At 74.1% G+C, this 22,145-nt stretch carries 18 protein-coding genes and 1 pseudogene; 9 read left to right on the top strand and 10 right to left on the bottom strand.

Annotated elements, in window-relative coordinates:
* Positions 1 to 81 precede the first annotated feature (81 nt).
* Positions 82 to 1,503, top strand: coding sequence for a hypothetical protein (locus tag RWE79_RS35805; protein ID WP_475944391.1), 1,422 nt, complete (start codon positions 82 to 84; stop codon positions 1,501 to 1,503).
* Positions 1,504 to 1,507: 4 nt separating this feature from the next.
* Here RWE79_RS35805 and RWE79_RS35800 read toward each other — a convergent pair whose 3' ends face one another.
* Entirely contained in the window at positions 1,508 to 2,515 is a 1,008-nt protein-coding gene (locus tag RWE79_RS35800) for a Gfo/Idh/MocA family protein (protein ID WP_475944389.1), read from the bottom strand.
* The gene (locus RWE79_RS35795; protein ID WP_475944387.1) at positions 2,512 to 2,946 is read right to left on the bottom strand and encodes an ankyrin repeat domain-containing protein; all 435 of its coding nucleotides are present in this window, start codon (positions 2,944 to 2,946) and stop codon (positions 2,512 to 2,514) included. Before RWE79_RS35795 ends, RWE79_RS35800 begins: the two co-directional genes overlap by 4 nt.
* 356 nt (positions 2,947 to 3,302) lie before the next feature.
* Here RWE79_RS35795 and RWE79_RS35790 point away from each other — a divergent pair, with 356 nt between their 5' ends.
* Complete coding sequence (locus RWE79_RS35790) at positions 3,303 to 3,497, top strand: hypothetical protein (protein WP_018534760.1); 195 nt, start codon at positions 3,303 to 3,305, stop codon at positions 3,495 to 3,497.
* A gap of 202 nt (positions 3,498 to 3,699) precedes the next feature.
* Entirely contained in the window at positions 3,700 to 5,331 is a 1,632-nt protein-coding gene (locus tag RWE79_RS35785) for an ATP-binding protein (RefSeq protein WP_475944385.1), read from the top strand.
* Positions 5,332 to 5,383: 52 nt separating this feature from the next.
* On the opposite strand, the gene yczR is transcribed toward RWE79_RS35785, so the two are convergent.
* Positions 5,384 to 6,871, bottom strand: coding sequence for a MocR-like transcription factor YczR (yczR, locus tag RWE79_RS35780; protein WP_475944383.1), 1,488 nt, complete (start codon positions 6,869 to 6,871; stop codon positions 5,384 to 5,386).
* An 86-nt stretch (positions 6,872 to 6,957) separates the two neighbouring features.
* Between yczR and yczE the strand changes: the two are divergent.
* A pseudogene (gene yczE / locus RWE79_RS35775) lies at positions 6,958 to 7,584 on the top strand (membrane protein YczE); the annotation flags it as partial.
* Here the strand turns inward: yczE and RWE79_RS35770 are convergent.
* Complete coding sequence (locus RWE79_RS35770; protein ID WP_475946311.1) at positions 7,570 to 8,133, bottom strand: class F sortase; 564 nt, start codon at positions 8,131 to 8,133, stop codon at positions 7,570 to 7,572. The pseudogene yczE and the gene RWE79_RS35770 overlap by 15 nt on opposite strands.
* Positions 8,134 to 8,531: 398 nt before the next feature.
* Between RWE79_RS35770 and RWE79_RS35765 the strand changes: the two genes are divergently transcribed.
* The 4 genes from RWE79_RS35765 to RWE79_RS35750 all read left to right on the top strand — a co-directional run bounded on the left by RWE79_RS35765 (position 8,532) and on the right by RWE79_RS35750 (position 13,951).
* Positions 8,532 to 10,343 (top strand): acyltransferase family protein, encoded by a 1,812-nt coding sequence (locus tag RWE79_RS35765; RefSeq protein WP_475944381.1) that lies wholly within the window; start codon positions 8,532 to 8,534, stop codon positions 10,341 to 10,343.
* 259 nt (positions 10,344 to 10,602) lie between these two features.
* Positions 10,603 to 11,787 (top strand): hypothetical protein, encoded by a 1,185-nt coding sequence (locus tag RWE79_RS35760; RefSeq protein ID WP_475944379.1) that lies wholly within the window; start codon positions 10,603 to 10,605, stop codon positions 11,785 to 11,787.
* Between the two features lie 100 nt (positions 11,788 to 11,887).
* Positions 11,888 to 13,321: an MFS transporter gene (locus RWE79_RS35755; RefSeq protein WP_475944377.1), complete on the top strand. Its 1,434-nt coding sequence runs from the start codon at positions 11,888 to 11,890 to the stop codon at positions 13,319 to 13,321.
* A 255-nt stretch (positions 13,322 to 13,576) separates the two neighbouring features.
* The gene (locus RWE79_RS35750) at positions 13,577 to 13,951 is read left to right on the top strand and encodes an RNA polymerase-binding protein RbpA (protein ID WP_127359507.1); all 375 of its coding nucleotides are present in this window, start codon (positions 13,577 to 13,579) and stop codon (positions 13,949 to 13,951) included.
* A 64-nt stretch (positions 13,952 to 14,015) separates the two neighbouring features.
* On the opposite strand, the gene fxsA is transcribed toward RWE79_RS35750, so the two are convergent.
* The 5 genes from fxsA to RWE79_RS35725 all read right to left on the bottom strand — a co-directional run bounded on the left by fxsA (position 14,016) and on the right by RWE79_RS35725 (position 19,863).
* Positions 14,016 to 14,603, bottom strand: coding sequence for an FxsA family membrane protein (gene fxsA / locus RWE79_RS35745; protein WP_475944374.1), 588 nt, complete (start codon positions 14,601 to 14,603; stop codon positions 14,016 to 14,018).
* Positions 14,604 to 14,607: 4 nt separating this feature from the next.
* Positions 14,608 to 15,417 carry a polyprenol monophosphomannose synthase gene (locus RWE79_RS35740; protein ID WP_475944372.1) on the bottom strand — a complete coding sequence of 270 codons (810 nt, stop codon included), beginning with the start codon at positions 15,415 to 15,417 and terminating at the stop codon, positions 14,608 to 14,610.
* Positions 15,414 to 17,078 (bottom strand): apolipoprotein N-acyltransferase, encoded by a 1,665-nt coding sequence (gene lnt / locus RWE79_RS35735; protein WP_475944371.1) that lies wholly within the window; start codon positions 17,076 to 17,078, stop codon positions 15,414 to 15,416. The genes RWE79_RS35740 and lnt overlap by 4 nt, the downstream gene beginning before the upstream one ends.
* 607 nt (positions 17,079 to 17,685) lie before the next feature.
* The gene (locus RWE79_RS35730; protein WP_475944369.1) at positions 17,686 to 19,299 is read right to left on the bottom strand and encodes an amidohydrolase; all 1,614 of its coding nucleotides are present in this window, start codon (positions 19,297 to 19,299) and stop codon (positions 17,686 to 17,688) included.
* 123 nt (positions 19,300 to 19,422) lie between these two features.
* Positions 19,423 to 19,863 (bottom strand): Lrp/AsnC family transcriptional regulator, encoded by a 441-nt coding sequence (locus RWE79_RS35725; protein ID WP_475944367.1) that lies wholly within the window; start codon positions 19,861 to 19,863, stop codon positions 19,423 to 19,425.
* A gap of 243 nt (positions 19,864 to 20,106) precedes the next feature.
* On the opposite strand from RWE79_RS35725, the gene RWE79_RS35720 reads away from it, so the two are divergent.
* Entirely contained in the window at positions 20,107 to 20,583 is a 477-nt protein-coding gene (locus tag RWE79_RS35720) for a hypothetical protein (protein WP_475944365.1), read from the top strand.
* Positions 20,584 to 20,704: 121 nt separating this feature from the next.
* Here RWE79_RS35720 and RWE79_RS35715 read toward each other — a convergent pair whose 3' ends face one another.
* Complete coding sequence (locus RWE79_RS35715) at positions 20,705 to 21,892, bottom strand: acyl-CoA dehydrogenase family protein (protein ID WP_475944363.1); 1,188 nt, start codon at positions 21,890 to 21,892, stop codon at positions 20,705 to 20,707.
* Positions 21,893 to 22,145: the final 253 nt, after the last annotated feature.

Below are 22,145 nucleotides of genomic sequence, written 5' to 3'. Positions count from 1 at the left end.
CTTTCCGCCAGCCTACGGTCCGGGTCCGACACAGCCCCCGGACTGCGCGTGCGATGACCGCATTGCGGGTATCTGACCGTTATGACCGGCGGCGCATCGGGGGCGCGAGGGGCTGCACGGGTCGCGCTCGGCGCGCTCGTCGCGTTCCTGGTGCTGGCTGCCGTGCTGTTTCTTCCGGCCGTCGCCCCCGGCATCGCAGGCGTCCCCGGCGCCTCGGCCGCCGCCCCTTCGGCGACCGGGATCGAGGCGGTGGCCAGGGCGCTGCGCACCGATCCGGTCTATGTCGACCCGGCGGCCTCCGGGAAACTGTCCGCCGCCGACGCCCGCGCCCTGACGGCCCGGATCGGCGACTCCGGGGTCCCGATCTATGTCGCGGTCCTGCCGGACGACCCGGTCTACGGCGGCGCCCGGGTCTTCGACCGGCTGCGCGCCGCCGTGGGGCGCCCAGGGGTGTACGCCGTGGCGCTGGGCTCGCGGTTCGGCGCGGCGTCGGACGCCTCGGTGCTCGCGGGCAGCACCGCGAAGTCCCTGGCCGCCCGGAACGTACGGGAGCACGCGGGAGACCCGTCGGCGATCCTGGACGGCTTCGTGGCCGACGTGGCCGCGGCGGCCGGCGGTGGTGGCGGCGGGAGGGACCGGGGAAGCCGTGCCGACGGCGGCACGGGCGGCAGCGGGACGGTCTCGCTGATCGCGCTGGGGGCGGTACTGGTGGCGTTCGCCGGCGGCGGGGCGCTGCTGGTGCGCAGGGGGAACCGGCGCCGCCGGGAACGCGAGCGGGCCGATCTGGAGCAGGTGCGCGGCGCGGTGGAGGAGGACATCACCGCCTACGGGGAGACCCTCGACCGGCTGGACTTCACCCCGTCCGACCCCGCCGCGACCCCAGGGATGCTGGAGGACTACGGCCGCGCGCTGGACGCGTACGAGACCGCCAAGGACCGTTCCGCCGCCGCCCGGCGCCCGGAGGACGTGCGGGCCGTCACCGAGGCACTGGAGGAGGGCCGCTTCGCCCTCGCGGTGCTCGACGCCCGCCGTCACGGCCTGCCGCTTCCCGAGCGGCGTCCGCCCTGCTTCTTCGACCCCCGCCACGGCCCGTCGGTGCGCGACGCCGCGTGGGCACCGGACGGCGGTGCGCCGCGTACGGTGCCGGTGTGCGCGGCGGACGCGGCACGCCTGGACGACGGCGCCGACCCGGCGGTGCGCACCGTGGCGGTCGGCGCGGAACGCCGCCCCTACTGGGAGGCGGGACCGGCCTACGGACCCTGGGCGGGCGGCTACTTCGGCGCATACGGCTCGATGTTCCTGCCGGGGCTGCTGGCGGGCACCCTGCTGGGCGGCGCGCTCGACGGCGGCTCGTACGGCGGCGGGTTCGACGGCGGCTTCGGCGACGGGGGCGGGGGCGGGGTCGACGGCGGCTCGTCCGGTGGCGGGTTCGACGGGGGCTTCGGCGGCGGGTTCGGGGACGGCGGCGGGTTCGGGGACGGCGGCGGCGGGGGCGGCTTCTGAGCCGTCAGCGGGAGGTGCGCGGCCTGGGCAGGAAGCCGGCGGCGCGGTAGCAGGCGTCGATCAGCTCCATGGTCTCGACGGCGTCGTCGGGACCGAGGGCCAGCGGCGTCCCTTCGCGCAGCCGGGCGGCGAAGGCCTCCAGCTGATAGGTGTACGAGCTGCGCCGGCCCAGCTCCTCCACCCGCTCCCCGGCCGGGGCCCGCACCACGACGCGGTCGTCCAGATGCGGCAGTACGAAGTTCCGGGCCGTGGCCTCGCCCTTGGTGCCGACGAGGCGGTGGGTGACGACGAGGCTGTCGCCGGCCATGTCGCAGCGGGCGGTGGCGGTGGCTCCGCCGGGGAACTCCAGCTCGGCGTCGAGCCGTTGGTCCACGCCGGGGGCGCCCGCCCGTTCGGTGCCGTGCGCCGAGACCAGGCGGGGCGCGCCGCCGGCCCAGGGAGCGAGCAGGCGCTGCGCGTGGAGGCTGTAGCAGCCCAGGTCCATGAGCGCGCCGCCAGCCAGGGACAGGGACCAGCGCGGGTCGTCGTCGGGCGGGGCGGGGACGGTGAAGGTGGTCTCGCTGTGCCGCAGGTCGCCGAGTTCACCGGACTCCAGCAGGGCGTGCAGCCGCCGGTTCACCGGGTGGAAGGCGTAGTGGAAGCCCTCCAGGAAGACCACCCCGGCCTTGGCGACCGCGTCCCGGACCTCGGCGGCCTCCTCGGCGTTGCTCGCGGAGGGTTTCTCGGTCAGCACATGCTTGCCGGCGGCGACAGCGGCGAGGTTCCACGGGGCGTGCAGGCTGTTGGCCAGCGGGTTGTAGACCGCCTCGACGTCCGGGTCGTCGACGACGTCGGCGTAGGAGTCCCGTACCCGCTCCACGCCGTGCTCGGCGGCGAACGCCTCGGCCCGGCCCCGGTCGCGGGCGGCGACGGCCACGACGCGGTGCCCGGTGGCGCGGGCGGGGTCGATGATGGCGCGTCCGGCTATACGGGCGGCGCCGAGGACGCCGATGCGCAGGGGTTCCATCGTCATCCTCGGGAGCCGTGGCCGAACAGCGTGAGCAGGTCGTCCTTGCCGAACATGCGGGCGGTGTCCACCGCGGAGGGCGTGCCCGCGGTGGGGTCGGCGCCGCCCTCGACGAGGGCCACGACGATCGCGTCCTCGCCCTTGAACACGGCACCGGCCAGTGGGGTCTGGCCGCGGTCGTTGCTGCGGTTGGGGTCGGCACCGCGCTTGAGGAGGGCGGCGACCGCGTCGAGGTGGCCGTGGTAGGCGGCGAGCATCAGCAGGGAGTCGCCACTGTCGTTGGTGAGGTTGACCGGGACCCCCGCGTCGACATAGGCGGCGAGGGTGTCGGTGCCGCCCTGCCTGGCGAGGTCGAAGACCTTCGCGGCGAGCTGCAGCAACTCGGGGTCGTGCGCGGGCTCGGGGGCGGGCTCGGGGGCGGGGGTCGGCTCGCTCATCGTTTCTCGCTCCGCTGGCTCTACGGGAATGTACGGGTGGCAGCTACCACCTTACGTAGCGTCAACCCGCCGCACACCCCCGCCCGCCGACGGCCGGCCGCGGGGAGCCCAGCGGGGCGGCGAGCCGGGCGATGCCGGTCCGGGCGAGTCCGTGACCGCCGGCGGAAGCCATGGCCGCGGATCAGGCGGGAACTTCACTCGGCCGGGCGTATGTTCCGGGTCACGGAAGCACCAAAAGCCGACCACTTGGGCGAAACGGTACATAAATCACCCATTTGCCGCTTTCCATCCTCTATTACTTTCTGTGAGCATGGAAGAACTCATGGTGACAGTCCCCATCACACAGGAGTAACCCCATGATCCTGTCCATTTCAGGCGTCGTCCTGCTCGGCATCATCGTCTTCCTGTTCTTCCGCAAGGACGGACTCAAGGCGTCCCACGCACTCGTCTGCGCACTCTTCGGTTTCTACCTCGCGGGAACCGCCATCGCCCCGAGCATCAAGGCCGGCGGTGCCAGCCTCGCGAGCCTGCTCGGCGGGATCAAGTTCTGACAGCGCCCCTCCCCGCGGCGTTTCCCGCGGCCGTACCCCCGGCGGCCGTACCCCTGGGCCCGGTGCGCTCCTGCCGCTCCGGGCCCGTCCCGTAGAACCCCGTATCCCGTAGTACCCCGCCCCGCGGGCCGGGCCCGCTCCCCCGGGTCCGTCTCCCCCGGCTCACCCCGACTTCCCTGCGACGAACCCTCTGGAGCACCACGTGGCCAGGCGACCCCTCCCCGGCATTCTCAACGGCAGCCGCCCCTCGCTGGGCCGCCTCGTCGACGGTGGCCGGCCCTCGCTGGCCAGAGGGCGCGATGTCGCGCGGTCGGCGGCCGAGAGCGCCGCCGACGTGTTCCACCCGCTGATCGTCATCCTGCTCGGCATGGGCCACCAGGCCGGCTGGCTGCGCGCCTGGTGGGCCCGCACCCCGAAGGACCGCCGCGGCCCGGCACTGCTGCTGGTCGCCGCGATCGGCCTGGTCGTGGTGCTCTTCCCGTACGGCCCCTATCTGGCGGTGGCCACCCTGATGGGCTCGGCCGCCTGGATGGGCCGCGACCACGCCCCGGCCGCCCCGGCCGGACCCAGCGAGGCCGAGGCCGCCCGGCTGAAGTCCCTGTACGACGCGCTGGTGCCCTATCTGTCCGACCCGGCCGACCCCGGCCCGATGTACACGCACGACGGGGACTGGCAGACGGCCTTCGACGCGTACGGCTTCGAGGACGGCCGGCTGGTCCGGCTGCAGCTGCGCTATCCGGCGTACTTCACCGACGGCGAGGCCGCGTCCAGGGCCCGCGTCGAGCAGGTGCTCAACGCCAAGGCCGGCCGCGGCCGGGAGTACCGCTTCGACTGGGACGAGGAGGAGAACCGCGTCGCCCTGACCGCGCTGCCGCCGCTGCCCACCGGCATCGCCGCCCAGCGCTTCGTCACCGCCCCCGGCGAGACGGTGCTGGGCTTCACCGACGCCGACGCGGTGCAGCGCACCGTGCCGGTGGCCGACGGCGACGAGGTCCACGACGCTCCCCCGGTGCTGTGGCGCACCGGCCCGCGCTCCGCCGAGCCCCATCTGCTGGTGCTCGGCCGGCCCGGGACCGGCACGACCACCCTGCTGCGTTCCGTCGCCCTCCAGGCGCTGGTCCACGGCGACATCGTGGTGATCGACGGCAGCGGCACGGGCGAGTACGCGTGTCTGGCCGGCCGGCCCGGCGTCCTGGCCGTGGAGAGCGGGCTCGCCGGGACGCTCGCCACGCTGGAGTGGGCGGCGCACGAGACCGAGCGCCGGCTGATCGCGGTCAACCGCGCCCGGCAGGCCGGACGCCCGGCGCCCGAGGACACCCGCCGTCCGCTGTGGATCCTCGCCGACCGGCCGACCGCGCTGACCCAGCTCGCGCACGCCGAGGGCCGGCCGGATCCGCAGGGGCTGCTGGACGTGCCGCTGCGCCACGGCCGGGCCGCCGGGGTGACGGTGGTGGTGGCCGACTCGCTGGACTCCGCGGAGGCGCTCGGCGGTGTCGTCGCCACGCACACCCGGGCCAGGGTCGTGCTCGGCGCCGTCTCGGCCGAGGAGACCCGGCTGGTGCTGGGAGCCCCGCAGTGCACGACCCCGGCGGCCGTGGTGCCGCCGGGACGCGGGTACGTCCGGCTCGGCGCGGGCCCGGTGCTGCGGCTGCAGGTACCGGCCACACCGGACCCGTACGACGAGGAGACGCCGCAGGCGCTGCGGGACACGGTCCTGGCACTGCTGCCCACCGAGGCCACGGCGGCGGCCCCCGAGGTCGCCGACCTCACCGGCGAGGCCATGTCGCTGGAGAAGCCGGTGCGGCGCGCCGCCGATCTCGGACTGGAGGCCTGACCGGCCGACCGGAACGCCGGTCCGGCGGCCCGGTCCGCCTGCCCGGTCCCGCTCACGCCACGAACAGGCCCGAGCCCTCCCCGTCGGCTCCCCCGCCGTGGCGGACCGCCTGCGCGGCCGCCGCCAGCCGGGCCACCGCGTCACGCGCGACGGTCCCGCCGACGGTGAACGGAAGCCGTACGTAGGACTCGAAGGCACCGTCGATGCCGAAGCGGGGGCCGGAGGGGACCCGCACACCGAGGCGTTCGCCGGCCACGGCCAGCCGGGAGCCGGAGACGTCGCCGGTGCGGACCCACATGGTCATACCGCCGGAGGGGACCGAGAACTCCCAGTCCGGAAGCTGCTCGCGCAGCGCGGCGACGAGGTCGTCGCGGTACTGGCGGGCCCGGTCGCGGCGGGAGGCGACGGCCTCGTCCCAGCCACCGGTGCGCAGCAGCCAGGCGACGGCCAGCTGGTCGACGACCGGGGAGCCGATGTCGAGGTAGGCGCGGGCGCCGACCAGGCGGCGTACGACATCGGGGGCCGCCCGGACCCAGCCGATGCGCAGTCCGGCCCAGATGGCCTTGCTGGCCGAGCCGACGCTGATCACCGTGCCGCCCCGGTCGAAGGCGGCCATGGGGCGGGGCGCGTCGGCCGGGGTGTCCAGGGCCAGTTCGGCCATGCTCTCGTCGGCGACGATCACGGTGCCGGCGGCGCGGGCGGTGTCGACCAGGGCCCGGCGCTGGGCGTCGTCGATGAGGGCGCCGGTGGGGTTGTGGTAGTCCGGCATGACGTAGGCCATACGGGGTGCGGCGTCGCGCAGGACGCGGCGCCAGGCGTCGAGGTCCCAGCCGGCGAGGTCCTCGCGCATGGCGACGGGGACGAGGCGGGAGCCGTTCTCACGGAAGAGTTCCAGGACGTTGGCGTAGCTGGGCGACTCGACGGCGACCCGCTCGCCGGGGGTGCTCAGGCGGCGGGCGGCGGCGGCGATGGCGCCCATCGCGCCGGTGGTGACCATGATCTGCTCGGGGCGGGTGGGGATGCCGCGGGCGGTGTAGCGCTCGGCGACGGCCTCCCGGAGCACGGGGAGGCCGGCCGGGAAGTCGCCGTGGGTGGCGGAGTAGGCGGGCAGGTCGTCCAGGGCGCCGCGCACGGCGCGGGACAGCCAGGGCTCGGGTGCCGGAAGGGCCGCACAGCCCAGGTCGATGACGGTACCGGCGGCGTCCGGGGGCAGGGGTTCCAGTTCCCGGGTGGGCAGCCCGTGGCCCTCGGGCACGGCGGTCCAGGTGCCCGCGCCGCGCCGGGAACGGGCGAAGCCCTCGGCGCGCAGCGCCTCGTACGCGGCCGCCGCCGTGGTGCGGCTGACGCCCAGCGCCAGCGCCAGTTCCCGCTCGGCGGGCAGCCGGGCGGCGACGGGGATCCGGCCCTCCAGGACCAGGACCCTGATGCCGTCGGCGAGGCCGCGGTAGGCGGGTACCCGCTTGCCGGCGACCCGCTGCGGCCGGGGTTCGAGCAGCCGGGCGAGATGCGGGGCTCCCACCGACGCGGTCCACTGTGACATCGCTTCCAGTCCACCTTCCGCGAATTGGCCATGGTTGGGCGGCCTGCACAGGCCACAGGGTGGCACGAACGCTACCGATATGACCACTGGGGGTTCCCGTGCAGGTCCAATCCGCGTCGCACACCGGGCGGCGGGTCCTTCATCTCTACGCCGGTCTGGCGCTGTACGGCGGCAGTGCCGCCCTTCAGGTGCGGGCCGCCCTGGGTCTGGATCCGTGGGATGTCTTCCACCAGGGTGTCTCGGAGCGCACCGGGCTGAGCATCGGCACCGTCTCGATCGTGGTCGGCGCGGCGGTGCTGCTGCTGTGGTGGCCGCTGCGGCAACGCCCCGGCCTGGGGACGGTGTCCAATGTGTTCGTGGTCGGGCTGTCGATGGACGCCACGCTGTGGCTGGTGCCGCAGCCGCACGCACTGGGGGTACGGATTCCCCTGCTGGTCACCGCGATCGTGCTCAACGGCGCGGCCACCGGCCTCTACATCACGGCCCGGTTCGGCCCCGGCCCGCGCGACGGCCTGATGACCGGGCTGCACGCCCGTACCGGCCGCTCCGTACGGCTGGTGCGCACCGGGATCGAGGTCACGGTGCTGGCGGTCGGCTTCGCCCTCGGCGGGTCGTTCGGGGTCGGCACCGTGGCCTACGCGCTGGCGATCGGTCCGCTGGCCCAGTTCTTCCTGCGGGTCTTCGCGATGCGGGGCCCGTCACTTGCGTCCGGTCATCCGGGCGAAGACGACGACGTTGCCGGAGTAGCCGCCGGCCTTGGAGTAGGTGCCGCCGCAGGTGATGACCCGCAGCTCGGGGCGGGCGGTGTCACCGTAGACGCGCTTGGCGGGGAAGTCCTTCTTGGCGAACACCTCGATGCCGTAGATCGTGAAGATCGCGGTGGTGCCGTCGGCACGGGCCACCTCGATCCTGGCGCCCTTCTTCAGCGCGCCCAGGCCGTAGAAGACCGCGGGGCCGTCGGCGTTGTCGACGTGTCCGACGATGATCGATGCGCCCTTGGCACCGGGTGACACCGAGCCCTTGAACCAGGCGGCCAGGTTCTTGTAGCCCGGCGGCGGGGCCTCGATGGTCTTCTGCTTGTCGAGCGCGACGTTCATCACCGGCGCGTTGATGCTGACCTCGGGGATTTTGATGCGCAGGGGCTGGGACTCCGGCAGCGGCATCACCGCGTCCTTGCCCCCGCCGTCCGCGCCGAGCGCGGCCGACCCCGCGCCCGGCTGCGGCGGCCCGCCGGAGCCGTTCAGGCCGTCGAACATCATCATCAGACCCGTCACCACCACCGACCCCGCCACCACGATGGCCACCCGCCGGCCCCGGCGGGTGAGCCGGTGCTGAGGCCGCTGCGGCAGCGCGGCGCCGGGATGGCGGGGCGCCTGCAGTGGCGGGCGGAGCGCGGTGGACGTCCCCCCGCGCGACACCTTGATGACAGGAGGGTGGCCCCCGGTAGAACGCTGCATCACGGTCCTTACTGTGCTTCAGCTGCGGCCGGTACGACGGCACATGATGGCCCGTCATATCCGACGGTAGGGGCGGTCCGCGTACCGCGCGATCCCAGGCGGGCGAACGGGGCATCACCCGATCGGGTTGAAGCGGGCCGCGCTCCCGGGCAATCGGACCACAGCGGCGTGCGGCCGGGCCGTACCTGACCCACCGTGGACCGGTGAACACCGACCGACGGCGGGCACCCGGACTGGACGGCCTGCGGGCGCTGGCCGTGGGCGCCGTGGTCGTCCATCATGTGCACGCGCCCTGGCTGCGGGGCGGGTTCCTGGGCGTCGACCTCTTCTTCGTCATCAGCGGATACCTGATCACCAGTCTGCTCGCCGCCGACCACTGGCGGTCGGGCCGGATCCGGCTCGCGGACTTCTGGCGGCGCCGGGCACTGCGGCTGCTCCCGGTGCTCTGGCTGGTGCTCGCGGTGACCGCCTGCGCGGCCACCCTGACCGGCGGCGACGCGCGGGACGGCCTGCGGGGCGCGGTGGCCGCCGCGCTGACCTACCGCAGCAACTGGTGGCAGCTCTCCCAACACGACATGTACTTCGCGCGGTTCGGTGCGATGCCGGTGTTCCAGCACCTGTGGTCACTGTCGGTCGAGGAGCAGTTCTACCTGGGCTGGCCGCTCCTGCTGTGGGCGGTGATGGCGGTGCTGCGCCGCCAGCGGCACCAGGCGGCCTGCGCGGCGGCACTGGCCGCCGCGTCCTTCGTGGCGATGGCGGTCCTCCACGAACCGGGGACGGAACCCTCCCGGGTGTACTACGGCACCGACACCCACGGCGGCGGGCTGCTGCTGGGCGCCGCGCTCGCCCTGGCGCTGCCGCTGGCCCGGGCCGGGACACTGCGGCGGCCGGAGTACCTGCGGGCCATCGACGGACTGGGGGCCGCCGGGCTGCTGGCGCTGGTTCTCGCGGCGGTGTACGTCAGCGGCACCGGAACCTTCCTCTACCGGGGCGGCCTGGTCGGCGTCTGTCTGGCCGCCGCCGCGCTGACGGTGGCCGCGTGCGCGCCCGGCGTCGTCGGCCGCACGCTGGGCCGCGGGCCGCTGGTGTGGCTGGGCCGGCGCTCGTACGGCGTCTATCTCTGGCACTGGCCGGTGCTGGCCTGCCTCACCAACGCCGCGCCGGGGGTGGCCGTTTCGGCCCCGGGGAGGGTGGTCGCCCTGGTCCTTCCGGTGGCGCTGGCGGCGTTGTCGTACCGGCTGCTGGAGGAGCCCCTGCTCCGGCTGGGTCCACGCCGGTGGGCCGAGGCCGCCGCCGGTCGGGTCCGGGCCGCCGCGGACCGACGGCCCCGGGCGGTGCTGGGCGTGGCGGCGGCCTGTGCCGCGGTGCTGGCCGTCGCGTGCGTCGGGGTGTCGCGGGCCCCGTCCGGCGGTGGCCTGGAGGCCCAGATCGCGGCCGGCCGGCAGGCCATCGCGGCCCGGCGGACCGCTCTCCCGCGCCCCGCCGCCGCCGGGCGTGCCGCGGTCGCGCGCACGGCGGCGGGGCGCGGGGCGGTCGGCGGCGCCGCCATCACCGCCGTCGGCGACTCGGTGATACTGGCCTCGGCCGACGCCCTGGAGCGGCGGTTCCCCGGGATCGAGGTGGATGCCGTGATTGGGCGTCAGATGTCTTCCGCGCCACAGGTGTTGGAGCGACTGGCGGCCGCCGGCCTGCTGCGGCGGGTCGTGGTCGTCGGGCTCGGCACGAACGGCGATGTCACGGCGGGCACCCTGGAGCGGGTGCTGCGCGTCGCGGGCCCCTCCCGGACCGTGCTCTTCGTCAATGTCCACGCCGCCCGCTCCTGGGCGCCCCGGGTCAACGCGGCGCTCGCGGCCGGGGTTCGACGGCACCGCGGGGCGGCCATTCTGGCGGACTGGGACACAGCCGTCTCCCGCTGCCCGGAGCGCCTCTGGAACGACGGGATCCACCCGCGTCCGTCAGGCGCGCGACTGTACGCGGGGGTTGTCGCGGCGGGTGTCCGAATCGCCGTCTCCTGACGGGCCGTCGGGTGACGGCTGATACGACGTCACCCGTTCGACCACGATCTTTAGAAGTTTCCTACCAGCTCCGGCACCGCTCCCGACCTGCGGATATGTCGGCGCATCAGCTGTTCCGATAGTCCGTCCGAGGGTACGGACAAGATCTTCTCAACATGCGGGACGACCCCGCCGCCCGCGCAATGGAAACAAGGACGCGGTCGCAGTTCGACTCGAGGGAAGCAATCCCGCCTGCCCCGTCCGCAAGGAGGTTCAACCCATGCGTGTAACACGCATTCTGGCCGGGGCGGTGCTGACCACGACCGCCGTCGTTCTGCCGACAACCAACGCACTGGCGGCCACTCTCACCTTCACCCCGGACACCGTCAGCGCCGGTGGCCACGTGACGATCACCTCGGACTGCAACGTCGGCACGCTCAGCGGCGACGCCCTGGACGCCCCTGTGGCGTTCACGGCGGCCCCCGCGAGCCGTGGCTTCGATGTCTCCGAGGACGCCACTCCGGGGCAGCACACGATCACCATCAACTGCGCCGCCCCCGCGGCCGCCGCGGGCACCAGCACGGCGATCCTCCAGGTCCGCAGCGCGCAGGGCTTGCCCCCGGTGAACAACGGCGGGGGCGGGAACAACGGCGGGGGCCGCGGCGACCGCGATGACGACCGGGGTGACCGCGGTGACGACCGGGGTGACCGCGACGACCGCGGGGACCACGGCGGCCGGGGCGACCACGGCGGGCGCGGCGACCACGGGGACCACGGCGGCCGGGGCGACCACGGCGGGCGCGGCGACCACGGCAGGCACGGGGGCGACCCGTGCGACGACAGCTGGGGCGGTGGGGACGACGGCTGGGGTGACCACGGCGGCCGGGGCGACCACGGCGGGCGCGGGGACCACGGGGACCACGGCGGCCGGGGTGACCACGGCGGGCGCGGCGACGGCGGCGGGCGCGGCGACGGCGGCCGGGGCGACGGCGGCTGGCAGGGCGGCCGTGACAACGACCGCGGGGACGGCGGCCGCGGCGGCCGTGGCGACCAGCAGGGCGACGAGCAGGGCGGGGGCGGCAACAACCGCCCCGGCCAGCGCGACAACCAGGAACTCAACACCCTGGACGAGGAGGAGAGCAGCGGTACCGCGACGACGGACGGCAAGAACACCGACGACTCGTGGGACAGCGGGCGTGACGGCGGGCGTGACGGCGGCCGCGGCGGCTGGAAGCACGACAACGGCGGCTGGGGCGGCGGTCACGACGACGGTGACTGGGGCGGCGGCAATGACGACTGCGACAACTGGTCCCCGCCGACCGGCAGCCCGCACACCGGTGTCGGTGGCTCGATCGGTGGCCTGAACACCACCGAGACCGCGGTGGGCACCGGCCTGCTCGCGGTCGCCGCCGGCGGTGGCATCTACCTGGTGCGCCGGCGCCGCATGAACGGCGGCCAGGCCTGATCGTTGCGGACCTCCGCGATCCAGGTGTGACCGCCCTGCCCCCGGGCCGCCTCACGGCGCCCGGGGGCAGTCGCGTACCCGCGAAAGGCGCGATGGCATCATGGCCGGTCACATCGGCACTGGTGACGGCGGAGTTGCAACGGTGGACACGAGCGAGGCGCACGGCACGGCGGACGCGGCACCGGCCGACGCCGCCGTACTGAGCGAGCGGCGGCGCGAACAGCGCGGCTGGTACTTCTACGACTGGGCCAACTCCGTCTTCTCGGCGAGCGTGATCACGGTCTTCCTGGGGCCGTATCTGACCACGGTCGCCAAGGCGGCGGCCGACGCCGACGGCTATGTCCGTCCCCTGGGCATCCCGGTGCGGGCCGGCTCGTACTTCGCGTACGCGATCTCCGCCTCCGTACTGCTCTCCGTGCTGGTGATGCCGCTGGCGGGGGCGGTGGCGGACCGTACCGGACGGAAGAAGCCGCTGATGGGCGGGTTCGCCTTCATCGGGGCCGGGGCCACGACGGGGATGTTCTTCCTGTCCGGGGACCGGTATCTGCTGGGCGGGGGGCTGCTGGTCGTCGCCAACGTCGCCTATGCCGCGTCGGTGGTGATCTACAACTCCTTCCTGCCGCAGATCGCCGAGCCGCACGAGCGCGACGCGGTCTCCTCCCGGGGATGGGCCTTCGGCTACGCGGGCGGGTCGCTGGTGCTGGTGGCCAACCTGGTGCTGTTCCTGCGGCACGACGCCTTCGGGATGTCGGAGGGCATGGCGGTACGGATCTGCCTGGCCTCGGCGGGGCTGTGGTGGGGGGCGTTCACGATCGTGCCGCTGCTGAGGCTGCGCGAGCACGGGGACGGGCCGGGCCGCGGTACCGGGACCGGCGGCGGGGGTGCCGCGCTGGGACAGGGCTTCCGCCAGCTCGCGGCGACCGTGCGGGACATGCGCCGGTATCCGCTGACGCTGGCCTTCCTGCTGGCGTACCTGGTCTACAACGACGGCGTGCAGACGGTGATCTCCCAGGCGTCGGTGTACGGCTCCGAGGAGCTCGGCCTCGGTCAGTCGACGCTGATCGCGGCGATCCTGCTGGTGCAGGTGCTGGCGATCGCGGGCGCCCTGCTGCTGGGCCGCCTCGCGGCGCGCTACGGGGCCCGGCGGACCGTTCTGGGGTCCCTGGTGGCCTGGACGGTGACGATCGGCACCGGCTACTTCCTGCCGGCGGGCGAGCCGCTGTGGTTCTTCGTGCTGGCCGCGGCGATCGGGATGGTGCTGGGCGGCAGCCAGGCGCTGTCGCGGTCGTTGTTCTCGCACATGGTGCCGCGCGGAAAGGAGGCCGAGTACTACTCGGTGTACGAGGTGAGCGACCGGGGCACGAGTTGGCTGGGGCCGTTGCTCTTCGGGCTGACATACCAGCTGACCGGCAGCTACCGGGACGCGATCATCTCGTTGGTGGCGTTCTTCGTGATCGGTTTCGTCCTGCTGGCGAGGGTGCCGGTGCGGCGGGCGATCGCGGCGGCGGGCAATCCGGTCCCCGAGACGATTTAGCCCTGCGGGGTGTGGGGCGGTAGTGTACGCCGTTGGCTCGTCGGACGGACCGTTACTGCGCGTCAAGACAGGAAGGCGCAGGGTGATATCTCTCGTTAGATGTGACAAAACGGGCGCCGATGGGTACAAAAAGGGGCGGCACGACGGGCGACGCATGTCCAGAAGCGGGAATCTTCACCGCCGACCGGACGTTGACCGGATGACGACGACAGCGACACCTGTCCTGTGGGCGACAAAGCCCGGGAGGCACGATTCATGAGTGAGCGAGCTCTCCGCGGCACGCGACTCGGGGCGACGAGCTACGAGACCGACCGCGGCATCGATCTGGCACCGCGCCAGACGGTGGAGTACGCATGCCGGAACGGACATCGATTCGAGATGCCGTTCTCGGTTGAGGCCGAGATTCCGCCGGAGTGGGAGTGCCGCGCATGCGGCCAGACCGCTCTCCTGGTGGACGGAGAGGGCCCGGAGAAGAAAGAGACCAAGCCCGCGCGCACGCACTGGGACATGCTCATGGAGCGCCGTACGCTGGAGGAGCTGGAGGAAGTCCTGGCCGAGCGCCTGGCTGTCCTGCGCTCCGGAGCCATGAACATCGCGGTGCATCCGCGCGACAACCGCAAGACCGCCTGACGCCAGGCACGGGCCCGTGAGGGGCGGGCCCGGAAACAACGCACTGCACCCCGGGAGGCGGCGCCTAGCGGCGCCGCGACCCGGGGTTCTTGCCGTCGGCGTCGGTCGGCTCGCCCGCCGGCTCCCCCCGGTCCAGGACCTCGCCCTGGATCACCTTGCCGTCGGGGCGGTGGATGCGCAGCTGTTCGTCGGCGGTGCGGGCCTGCTGGAACAGGTCGCCCAGCGAACCGGGCGTGCCTTGGGTGGCGCCCCGGCGCGTCAGGCCGCGCCCGAAGGCCCTGCGCAGCAGCGAGCGGGTGGGCGGGAACAGGCACAGCAGCCCGGCGGCGTCGGAGAGCAGACCGGGGATCATCAGCAGCAGGCCGCCCAGCATGGCCAGGCCGGTGCCCTCCCGGATGCCCTCCGGGGCGTCCCCGGCGGGCGGCTGCGGCTGCGGCTGCATCGAGGCCGTCAGGTTGCGCCAGGCGGCGCGGCCTGCCCGCTTGACCGCCAGGGCGCCCAGCACCAGCCCGGCCAGGAGCAGCAGCAGGACCGTGAACCCGCCGGCCGCCCGGGCCACCACGATCAGCAGCCATATTTCGAGCAGCACCCACGCTGCCACCGCCAACGGCAGCAGCGTACGGGCGCGGGAGCGCGGGGCGGGAGTCGTCATACGGTCAATTGTGCCTGGCTCCGCCCGGCCCCGGTTTCCCGGCCCGGACGATCCGGGACACCCGGGAGCCGACGCCCCAGGCGGTCACCCGCCACAGTGCCTCGACGACGATGTTGCGGCTCATCTTGCTGTCGCCGCGCTCGCGCTCCACGAAGGTGATCGGCACCTCCACGACATGGAAACCGGCCTTGACCGCGCGCCACGCCAGGTCGACCTGGAAGCAGTAGCCCGCCGAGGCCACCTCGTCCATGCCGAGGCCTTCCAGGGTCTCCCGGCGGAAGGCCCGGTAGCCCCCGGTGACGTCGCGGATCGGCACGTCCAGCATCAGGCGCGAGTAGGTGCTGCCGCCCCGCGACAGGATCTCGCGGGACCGGGGCCAGTTGACGACCCGGCCGCCGGGGATCCAGCGGGAGCCCAGGACGACGTCGGCACCCTTGAGCGCGGTGAGCAGCCGGGGCAGCTCCTCCGGCTGGTGGGAGCCGTCGGCGTCCATCTCGACGAGCACGCCGTAGCCCTGCTCGATGCCCCAGCGGAAGCCGGCCAGGTAGGCGGCGCCGAGGCCCTCCTTGCCCTTGCGGTGCAGCACGTGCACCGAGGCGTCGGCGGCCACGAGTTCGTCGGCGAGCTTGCCGGTGCCGTCCGGGCTGTTGTCGTCGGCGACCAGGATGTGCGCCTCCGGAACGGCGGAGCGGACCCTGGCGACGATCGGCTTGATGTTGTCGGCCTCGTTGTAGGTCGGGATGATCACCAACACCCTGCCCAGCGGGCCGTAGCTGCGCTGTCCCTGCCGGCCCTGTTGCCCATCGTCGCTCACTGCTGCTGCCCCTTCACGTTCACGTTCGTACGTCCCCTCCTGCCGAGCGCGACGGCTGCGGCGCAGGACAGGAGCCCCACCATAGCGAGCGTCCACTCGGGAGCGACGCCGACTCGGTCGGCGATCGTCAGCTCGTCACGCAGCGGCAGTTTCGCGCTGAGAACGTCCTGAGTGAACTCTTTCGTGCGCTGCTCGATCGTTCCGTCGGGCGCGACCACGGCGCTGATGCCACTGGTCGCGGCGGTGACGACGGCCCGGCCGTGCTCGACGGCGCGCAGCCGGGACATGGCGAGCTGCTGCTCGGGCTGGCCGGTGCGGCCGTAGGTGGCGTTGTTGGTCTGGACGACCAGGGCACGCGCGCCGGCCTTGACGGTGTCGTGGACGATCTCGTCGTAGGCGACCTCGAAGCAGATCACGTCGCCCAGCTTGGCGCCGGCGATGTCGAGGACGCCGGTGTCGCGGCCGGGGTAGAAGTCCCGCTGGATCTGGTCGAGCCGCTTGATGACCTTCGTCAGCTCGGTGCGGAAGGGCACGTACTCGCCGAAGGGCACCGGGTGCTGCTTGGTGTAGGAGGCGCCGGGGCCGGTGACCGGGTCCCAGACGATGCCCTCGTTCTGGACGTGGGAGACGTCCGGGCCGTCGACGAGGGCGCCGACCAGGACGGGGACGCCGACGGCCTTCACGGCCTCCTCGATGTCGGCGTAGGTCTCGGGGTCGCCGAACGGGTCCATGTCGGAGGAGTTCTCGGGCCAGATCACCAGGTCGGGCTTGGCGACCTTGCCGGCCCGGACGTCGGCGGCGAGCTTGAGCGTCGCCTTGACGTGGTTCTGCAGGATCTTCCGGGGGCGGCCCAGGAAGTGCATCCCGGGCTGCTGGACGTTGCCCTGGACAATGGCGACCTGGACGCTGTCGTCGGCGTCGGTGGGCACCGGTACCGCGAAGCCGCAGGCCAGGACCGCGCCGGCCAGGACGACCGCCCCGGCGGCCGGGGCCGCCGCGCGGAGGGTACGGCTGCCGCCCGTACGGAGCCGGTACGCGCCCAGGGCCCCGGCGGCCAGCAGACCACCGCAGAGGGCGACGGCGAACGTCACCAGGGGGGCGCCGCCGAGCGCGGCGAGCGGGGTGAAGGGCGAGCCGGTGTTGGCGAAGGCGAGCCGGCCCCACGGGAAGCCGCCGAAGGGCTGCCGGTCACGTGCCAGTTCCTCGGCGACCCACAGGCAGGCCCCCCACAGCGGCCAGGCCGGCAGCCGCGAGGTGACCGCGAGGCCGGCGCCCAGGGCCGCGACGAACAGCGCCTCGATGACGGACAGGCCCACCACGGCGTCCCAGCCGACCACATGCAGCCACTGCAGCAGCCAGACGAAGAACGGCAGACCGAAGGCGAACCCGAGCCACGCGCCCTGGCGGCCGGTGCGCCCCCGGACGAGCAGGGCCAGCCCGGCGACGGAGACCAGGGACAGCGGCCAGACGTCGTACGGCGGGAAGGCGGCCGCCAGAGCCAGCCCGAGCGCAGCGGCGACCGCCGAGCGCGGCGCCGCCCGGCGCGCAGCCCCCCGGGCCCGTCCCCACCGCCCCACCGACGGCTCGGCCGCTGCGGGCGGCACTGCCGGCGGATCCGGGACAGCCGGGCGCCGGGCCGCTTCGCGGGCGCGCCGCAGCATGCCCGGACGGGCCGGTGCCGGCGGATCCGCTGCGGGGCCTGGCGGCTCTGCCGGTTCCGCCGGGGCGGCGGTGGCTGCCGTACCGGCGGGTGCCGGTGCGGAATCGGGGCGCACGCGCACGGTCGCGGCCTTCCTTGCAGGTGGTGACTTTGTAGGTGACCGTACATCGGATGGCGGTACGCGCGGGCCCGGGGTGGGGGGTTGCGGCGGGCACGGCGGTGCCGGGCCGGAGGTGATCTGCGGGGAGGGGCCACGGACGCCCTTCGGGCCGACCTGGGACCCGCTGGCTGCGGGCCGGCGACAAGGCCGTTGTCTACTGGGCGCCGGGTCCCTCCCCGGGTCTCACCTGCCGGCCGGCGGCATCTCGCCGTGTGGCGAGCCCCGCTCCGTGCCCCAGGCACTGGACCTGGCTGCCAGGGCGGATGACGGAGGATCCCGGTCGGACGTGCTGCGGTGGACCCGGCCGAACCTACTCGCCCCCGACCGTCAGCTGTCAACAGCGGTGTGACCTGCGCCGTTTGCGCAAATCAGCAGGTCAGTGCGGGGCTGCCGGAATCGCTTTGGGCCGCTCACCGGGCACCGTTCGGGCGCATGCACCGGCGTGGCGTCACCCGTTCGGGCGCTCGAAGACCGTACGTCCGGCGACCACGGTGCGCAGCGCGGTGGGCAGGGCGGTGCCGGGGGTGAGGTCGGGCAGGCCCGGGGTGCCGGAGCGGGGGTCGGTGGACCAGTTGGAGACCCGCTGGTCGGGTACCTGGACGACGAGGTCGCCGGTGCGCCAGACCGCGTAGTCGGCGGGGGCGCCGGGGACCAGGACACCGGCGTCGTCCCGGCCGACGGCGCGCCAGCCACCCCGGGTGTGGGCGGTGAAGGCGGCCCGGACCGAGATGCGGTGGGCCGGGTTGTGGTGGAAGGCCGCGGCCCGGACGGTGCCCCAGGGGTCGAGGGGGGTGACCGGGCTGTCGGAGCCCAGGGCGAGCGGCACGCCGGACCGCGTCATGGCGGCGTACGGGTTGAGGGTGCGGGCCCGGTCGGCGCCGAGGCGCCGCGCGTACATGCCGCCGTCGCCGCCCCACGCCGCGTCGAAGGCCGGCTGTACGGAGGCGACGAGGCCGAGGTCGGCGAAGTCGGCGATGGTGGCGGGGGTCATCATCTCGGCGTGCTCGACGCGGTGGCGCAGCGCGCGGACCCGGTCGGGGCCGGTGCGTTCGGCGGCCTTGCGTACGCCTTCGGTGACGGTGGCGACGGCGGCGTCACCGATGGCGTGGAAGCCGGCCTGGACCCCGGCCTCGGTGCACAGGGCGACGTGGTCGGCGACGGCGGCGGCGTCGAGGTAGCCGGTGCCGGTGTGGGCGGCGTCGGCGTAGGGGGCGTGCAGGCACGCGGTGTGGGAGCCGAGGGATCCGTCGACGAAGAGGTCGCCCCCGGCGCCGGTCGCGCCGAGCGCGCGGATCCGGTCGAGGTCGGCGGGGGTGGTGACGGCCTGGGCCCAGTAGCCGAAGACCCTCGGCGCGGACCCGTCGGCGGCGAGCGCCAGCAGGCCGGTCAGGTCGTCCTCGGAGGAGATGTCGGGCCCGGCGCACTCGTGCAGGGAACCGATGCCCAGGGACGCGGCGTGGCGCAGCGCGGCCCGCTGGGCGGCCTCGCGCTGGGCGGGGGTGACGGCGTCGTGGGCCGCACGGCGTACGGCGTGGTGGGCGTCGCGGGTGAGCGGGCCCTGCGGGTCGTGGCCGGGCAGCGCCTCGATGCCGGGGACGCCCCTGCGCAGCGCGGTACTGGCGACCGCCGAGTGCACGTCGGTGCGGGTCAGGTAGACCGCCCGCCCGCCGGTGACGGCGTCGAGTTCGGCGCGGGTCGGCGGGCGCCCCTCGGGCCAGCGGGTCTCGTCCCAGCCGTGGCCCAGCAGGACCTGCTGCCCGGGGTTGGCGACGGCGTACGCGCCGGTACGGGCCAGGGCGTCCGCGAGGGTGTCGGCGTCGCCCAGGTCGAGGCCGGTGAGGGCGAGGCCGGTGGCGGTGGTGTGGACGTGGGCGTCGGCGAAGGCGGGGGTGACCAGGGCTCCGTCGAGGTCGACGACCTCGTCCACGCCGGTGGCGAAGGAGTCGGCGGCGCCCTCGGACCCGATCCAGGCGACGGTGGCGCCGTCGACCACCATGGCGGTGGCGAAGGGGTCGGCCGGGCTGTAGACGAAACCGTTGCGGAGCAACGTGGTCCGGTTCATGCGGTTCTGCCTCGCTGTTGCTTCGGTCGCCGGCCAGGGTCGTGTGCCGGCTGCGTGGGCGGCGGCCGGGGCCGGCGCGGCGGCCCGGGGCAGGCGAGCGCCCGCGAGGACCGCGAACACATGCTAGATGCGCGGCGGACGGGCCTCGTAGGGCGTCGAGAGGACCACCGTGGTGCGGGTGGAGACACCGGCGAGACCGCGGATCCTGGTGAGGAGGTGTTCGAGTTCGCCGGGGGTGGCGACGCGGACCTTGAGGATGTAGTTCTCCTCACCGGCGACACTGTGGCAGGCCTCGATCTCGGGTACGTCGGCGAGACGGTCGGCGATGTCGTCGGGGGCGCTGGGGTCGAAGGGCGCGACGGAGATGAAGGCCGTCAGTGACAGGCCGACCGCCTCGGGGTCCACGATGGCGGCGTAGCCGCGGATCACCCCGCGCTGTTCGAGCCGGCGCACCCGCTGGTGCACGGCCGAGGTGGACAGGCCGGTGGCCTTGCCCAGGTCGGTGTAGCTCATCCGCCCGTCGGCGACGAGAAGTTCCACGATGTGCCGGTCCAGCTCCTCCACAGCGCAGAACCTACAGGGTCGGCGGATCCCTCCGGTAACCGGGAACCGCGCCGGGCCGCGTACGGCGGATCGCCGGGGCCGGACCCGGTGGAGTGCTGTGTGACGAAGGCCACATGCCCGGTCTCCGTTCACAGGTGCGGGGGTGGTTACGGGGGGTGGCTGAGGGGAAGTGCTCGCTATGGTCGAGGCCGAGGCGCCCGGCCGGCCCCGATGAGGGCGCTCATCCTGAGGGGGAGAGTAGCTATGGGTACCCATGCACGGCAGATTCGCGGCGTAGAACGCGGGGAACGCGGGGATCGCGGGGATCGCGGGGAACACAGCCAGGCCGCACTTGAGGAGGCGCACGAACGATTCCCGGCGTTCGAGCTGATCACGGCAGACGCCGAGGACGGCTTCGACGACGAGGCGTACGACGTCCACCGGGTGGCCTGCCCCGACTGTGCCCGCCCGATCGCGCTGCTCGCGGACGAGGACGTGCTGCCCGAGCACGCGCTCTGCCCGACGCCGTGGAACCCGTTCGGCCTGACGGTCTGCCCCGGCTCCGGGCGGGCCGCCCGCGACGCCCGGCCGGCGGCCGGTGAGGCGGCGGCGGCCGACGAGCCGGACCTCGGGGTGCTGTTGACCCTTCCGGCCGGTCTCGACTGGCGTACCCAGCCGTTCTCGCACGTGGGCGGTCCCGGCTCGCGGCCCCTGCGGGTGCCGCTGGAGCGGGCGGCGTAGCGCACGCGACGGACCGCTGGTGCCGCGCCCCGGCCGGGGCGCGGCACTTCTTGTTGCCGCGACCTGCTCCGTGCCTGCTCCGTGCCTGCTCCGTGCCTGCTCCGTGCCTGCTACGTGCCTGCTACGGCCTGCTCTCCGGGCCGGCGAGGTGCCGGGCGATGACCATCCGCTGGATCTGGTTGGTGCCCTCGACGATCTGCAGCACCTTGGCCTCGCGCATGTAGCGTTCGACCGGGAAGTCGGCGGTGTAGCCGTATCCGCCCAGGAGTTGGACGGCGTCGGTGGTCACCTGCATGGCGGCGTCGGTGCAGAAGAGCTTGGCCATGGCCGCCTGCCGGGAGAACTGCCTTCCGCTGTCGCGCAGTCGGGCGGCGGCGAGGTAGAGCGCGCGGCCGGCCTCGATCTTGGTGGCCATGTCGGCCAGCATGAAGCGCAGGCCCTGGAAGTCCACCAGCGGACGGCCGAACTGCCGCCGGTCCATGGTGTATCGCAGCGCCTCGTCCAGCGCGCCCTGGGCGAGGCCGATGGCGCAGGCGGCGATCCCGAGGCGGCCGGAGTCCAAGGCGGACAGGGCGATGGTGAAGCCCTGGCCCTCGTCGCCGAGGCGGCGGGCGTCGGGGACGGTGACCGCGTCGAATTGGACCTGCGCGGTGGGCGAGCCCTTCATGCCCATCTTCTTCTCGGGCCGCGCGGCCGACAGCCCCGCGGCGTCCCCGGGGACGAGGAAGGCGGTGATACCGCGCGGCCCCTCCTCGCCGGTGCGGGCGAGCACGGTGTAGAAGTCGGCGACGCCGCCGTGGGTGATCCAGGCCTTGGTCCCGTCGATCACCCAGTTGTCACCGCCGGCGGCGACGTCCCGGACGGCCCGGGTGCGCAGCGAGGCGGCGTCGGAGCCGGAGGCGGGTTCGGACAGGCAGTAGGCGCCCAGCAGTGAGCCGCCCAGCATCGCGGGCAGGTGCTCGGCGCGTTGTTCCTTGCTGCCGAAGTGGGCGAGGCCGTGGCAGGCGAGGGTGTGGACGCTGACGCCGAGGCCGATGGTGAGGCGGGCCGCGGCGAGTTCCTCCAGGACCTGGAGGTAGACCTCGTAGGGCTGGCTCCCGCCGCCGTACTCCTCGTCGTAGGGCAGGCCGAGCAGTCCGGCCTCGCCGACGAGGGCGAAGGTGTCGCGCGGGAAGATGCCGGCGTCCTCCTCCTCGGCCGCCGTGGGGCTGATCTCCCGGCGGGCCAGATCGCGGACGAGCGCGAGCAGGTCGCGGGCCTCCTCGGTCGGCAGCTGTCGGTCCACCGGTGGTTGGCCGTCGTGGGGCATGGCGGCGCTCTCCTCCCTGTCGGGCGCGGCGGCGGCATCCGCTCAGGGTGTGGGCGGGCGCGCCGTGTGTCGTGACCGTGTACCGATGGTCTCCCGCCGGGTCTCGGCGCGGCCTGACCAGCGGCTGCGGCGCGATGAGTATGCCCGATCGGACGCTCTTGGCGCGCGCGGGGGCGAATTTTGGCATACGGACGCTGTCAGCGTGACGGATTCGGCTTGTGCCTCGCCTGGACGGCCGAGAGCGGCTACCGTC

Source organism: Streptomyces sp. RLA131 (assembly GCF_056270125.1).
This window is presented reverse-complemented; position numbering and strand designations above follow the sequence as displayed.